This is a genomic window from Streptococcus sp. CL8.13 (assembly GCF_049737895.1).
The window spans coordinates 1-3,366 of the sequence record NZ_JBKOTT010000101.1; the positions used below are offsets into that span (position 1 = coordinate 1).

Below are 3,366 nucleotides of genomic sequence, written 5' to 3' on the forward strand. Positions count from 1 at the left end.
CAACGAAATCGCTCCGACTGTTCTCTTCCAAGCAGGCAAAGATGACTACTGGACTTCTACCAAGACTAATATCGAATCCCTAGCAAGCGCCTTCGGTGAAACTGGTACACAGAAAGCCAAGGAAGAATTGGCCAAGCTAGACAAGAACATCCAAGAAGTCGCTACTAAAAATGAAAGCTCTGACAAAAAAGCCCTTGCCATCCTCCTCAACGAAGGAAAAATGGCTGCCTTTGGTGCCCAATCTCGTTTCTCTTTCTTGTACCAAACCTTGAAATTCAAGCCAACTGATACTCAATTTGAAGATTCTCGCCACGGACAAGAAGTCAGCTTTGAAAGTGTCAAAGAAATCAATCCTGACATCCTCTTTGTCATCAACCGTACCCTTGCCATCGGTGGGGACAACTCTAGCAACGATGGCGTCCTAGAAAATGCCCTTATCGCTGAAACTCCTGCCGCTAAAAATGGTAAGATTATCCAACTAACACCAGACCTCTGGTATCTAAGCGGAGGCGGTCTTGAATCAACAAAACTCATGATTGAAGACGCACAAAAAGCTTTGAAATAAGCAACTTCAAACTCAACTAACAACTTTACATGATAAACCGCATCCTATCAAGCTCACTCAAACCTGATAGGATGCGGTTTTATTATTTTATTAAAATCTTTTACCTAACCTCATTCCCCTTCTTGATTTCGTTTGAGGGAAAAATGGTCTGGAACAGGGTCCTTACCTGTTTTCGACCAGGGATGGCAACGTAAAATCCGAGCCAAGCCCATCAAAACACCCTTGAAGCCATGTTTTTCAATAGCCTCAATCATGTAGTTGGAACAAGTCGGCTCAAAGCGACAAGAGGGTGGAAAGGCTGGTGAGATAAACCGTTGATAAAAGCGCACAGGCGCTATTAAAATTCGTTTCATTATTTCTTGGTTACAGCCATGGTATGTAGTTGGCTGATTTCTTTTTTGTTAAGGCGACGCGATTCACCTGGACGGAGACCTGTCAAGTCTAGGTGTCCAAAACGAGTTCGAGACAACTTATCTACTTGGAGACCGACAGCTTCAAACATCTTTTTAACCTGATGGTTACGCCCTTCATGGATGGTCAACTGCACCACAGAGCGGTTTTTAACTGGATCCACTTTGAGAATCTCATAGACAGCCGGTTTGGTTTTCTTTCCATCAATCTCAAGTCCACGGGTCAAGGGGCGCAGATTATCCTTATTGGCCACACCTTTAACACGCGCGACATAAACCTTGTCAATCTCATTACGAGGGTGAATCATCTCATCCGTAAAATCCCCATCATTGGTCAAAATCAAGACTCCTGATGTATCCCAGTCCAAACGACCTACAGGGTAGATGCGCTCTTTGACATTGGGCAAGAGGTCGACAACCGTCTTGCGACCCTTGTCATCTGTCACACTGGAAATGACACCGCGTGGTTTGTTAAGTAGATAATAGACCTTTTCTTCGTTGTAGATAGGCTGACCTTCAACTTCGACCTTGTCACCAGACTTGATGGTCGTTGCTAGTTCACGTACCACCTGGCCGTTGACCGTCACCAAACCTTGCTTGATCAGCTCTTCTGCTTTTCTCCTACTGGCCACACCTGCGTGGGCAATATACTTATTGATTCTCATCTTCTTCTATCCTTTCACCAAATAATTGGCTTTCTTGGGCTTGAATCTCAAGCTCATCAATCACTGGTAATTCTTCTAAATGGTTTATCCCCATGTAATCTAGGAAATAATCTGTAGTCACATAGAGGTTGGGGCGCCCCAACACTTCTTTTTTCCCGTCTTCCTTTATCAGGTCAAAAGCCTGCAACTTTGCCAAGGCCCCACTCGAGTTGACCCCACGGATGGCATCAATTTCTATTCGTGTGATAGGCTGTTTGTAGGCAATGATGGACAAGGTCTCAAGAGCTGCCCGAGACAAGCTCTGGTTGATAGGTGCCTTAGAGTATTCCTTCAAAATCTCTACAAATTGAGGCTTGGTCACCAATCTATAAGCTCCCCCTGTCTCAATCAGAGCCAAACTGGAATCTGGGTCCTTTTCATACTTCTGGGCTAATTTTTCTAAACTCTGTTGGATGCCTGTCGGTGGCAGAGAGAGGAGTTCAGCTAACTGGCGGACTCTAATCCCATCTTCACCCGCTACAAACAAGAGCGCTTCTATTTTTGCTAAAGTACTCATCTTTCCTCTCTATCAAGTCTAGCTTTGGGCCACTTGACTTTCTTCCTTCTTTTCCATGAGATAGATATCTCCGAAACTCTCCTCTTGCACAAGAATCAGCTCCTGGGTTTTGATTAACTCTAGGGTTGCCAAAAAGAGGGTGATAACCTCTTGGACATTCTGGGCTTCCTTGAACAAATCCTGCAAGCGCAATTGATCTCGTCCAGCCAAGGACTCTTTCACGATAACCATCATGTCCTCAATCTTATACTCATCCCGCAGGATAGTCGTATGATTCTGTTCAAACTCCTCTTTTTTCTTGGCTAGGATATTTGAAAAAGCCAAAAAGAGGTCAATGGTCGTCTTGTCATGCACAAGCTCCGCATCTTCGTAAATCAATTCTGTCGGCGCTTTGGAATAGTGCTGGGCCCGTTCTTGGTGCTTGGCTTCCAAGTGTTCACCCAAGAGCTTGAATTTGCGGTATTCTTCGATTTGGGAGAGAAGATCCTGCTCTAGGTCATCTTCCAAATTTGTCACTTCTGCTATCTTTGGCAAGAGCTTGCGACTCTTGATCAACATGAGCTGACTGGCCATGACCATATACTCTCCCGTCACTTCCAGACGCATGGCCTGCAGGGTTGAGACATAGGCTAGATATTGTTCGATGACTTCCGTAATGGGCACATCGTAGATATCCATCTGGTACTTAGAAACAAGGTGCAAGAGCAAGTCCAGGGGCCCTTCAAAATCTTTTAATTTAATATCCATTATCTATATTTTTCTAAGGTCAGGACTGTTTTTAATCCTAATTTTTTTGCAATTTCGTACAAATCGACCTTGTTTTCAATTTGTCGTAGAATGAACTGTTCCCGCAATGCTTGGGCTGATAAGGCTGGAAAACCTTTCTCCTTGACAAAAGCTTCTAACTGACGAAAGGCCCACTGACGGGAATAAGCTTTCCCTCCCCTTTCAAAGAGATAGGTCTGCCCCATCAAGGGTTCCAATTCTGAAAGCAAGGTCGTGGGAATGGTGACAATCCTCTGTTGGGAAGCCTTCTTGATTCGCAACACCTGAAAGTCCAGATTGATATCCGCAACCTTGAGAGCTAAAATCTCACTCGGCAAGAGGCCCATTTCTAGGATTAAGAGCGCTAGCAAGCGACCCTCTGGATAGTCGCTTTCCTGCCAAAAA

At 44.7% G+C, this 3,366-nt stretch carries 6 protein-coding genes; 1 reads left to right on the forward strand and 5 read right to left on the reverse strand.

All coding sequences use genetic code 11. The features are described 5' to 3' along the window. The coding region (locus ACLNCN_RS04085) for an ABC transporter substrate-binding protein (protein ID WP_424844684.1) at positions 1–565 on the forward strand (565 nt) is incomplete at its 5' end. A 110-nt stretch (positions 566–675) separates the two neighbouring features. On the opposite strand, the gene yidD is transcribed toward ACLNCN_RS04085, so the two are convergent. The 5 genes from yidD to xerD form a co-directional block, all read right to left on the reverse strand. After that, entirely contained in the window at positions 676–918 is a 243-nt protein-coding gene (gene yidD / locus ACLNCN_RS04090; RefSeq protein ID WP_024057384.1) for a membrane protein insertion efficiency factor YidD, read from the reverse strand. After that, positions 918–1,640 (reverse strand): pseudouridine synthase, encoded by a 723-nt coding sequence (locus ACLNCN_RS04095; protein WP_001222228.1) that lies wholly within the window; start codon positions 1,638–1,640, stop codon positions 918–920. The genes yidD and ACLNCN_RS04095 overlap by 1 nt, the downstream gene beginning before the upstream one ends. Then, a complete protein-coding gene (scpB, locus tag ACLNCN_RS04100; protein WP_024057383.1) occupies positions 1,627–2,196 on the reverse strand; it encodes an SMC-Scp complex subunit ScpB in 570 nt (189 codons plus the stop codon). Before scpB ends, ACLNCN_RS04095 begins: the two co-directional genes overlap by 14 nt. 18 nt (positions 2,197–2,214) lie before the next feature. Continuing rightward, complete coding sequence (locus ACLNCN_RS04105; RefSeq protein ID WP_024057382.1) at positions 2,215–2,943, reverse strand: segregation/condensation protein A; 729 nt, start codon at positions 2,941–2,943, stop codon at positions 2,215–2,217. Further along, positions 2,943–3,366 (reverse strand): site-specific tyrosine recombinase XerD (gene xerD, locus ACLNCN_RS04110; RefSeq protein ID WP_424844685.1); only part of this gene is annotated, 424 nt, incomplete at its 5' end. The genes xerD and ACLNCN_RS04105, both read right to left, overlap by 1 nt.

Excerpts from the sequence above, each read along its gene's own strand:
- yidD (WP_024057384.1), bottom strand. The coding sequence starts at position 918 with ATGAAACGAATTTTAATAGCGCCTGTGCGCTTTTATCAACGGTTTATC.
- ACLNCN_RS04105 (WP_024057382.1), bottom strand. The coding sequence starts at position 2,943 with ATGGATATTAAATTAAAAGATTTTGAAGGGCCCCTGGACTTGCTCTTG.
- ACLNCN_RS04095 (WP_001222228.1), bottom strand. The coding sequence starts at position 1,640 with ATGAGAATCAATAAGTATATTGCCCACGCAGGTGTGGCCAGTAGGAGA.
- scpB (WP_024057383.1), bottom strand. The coding sequence starts at position 2,196 with ATGAGTACTTTAGCAAAAATAGAAGCGCTCTTGTTTGTAGCGGGTGAA.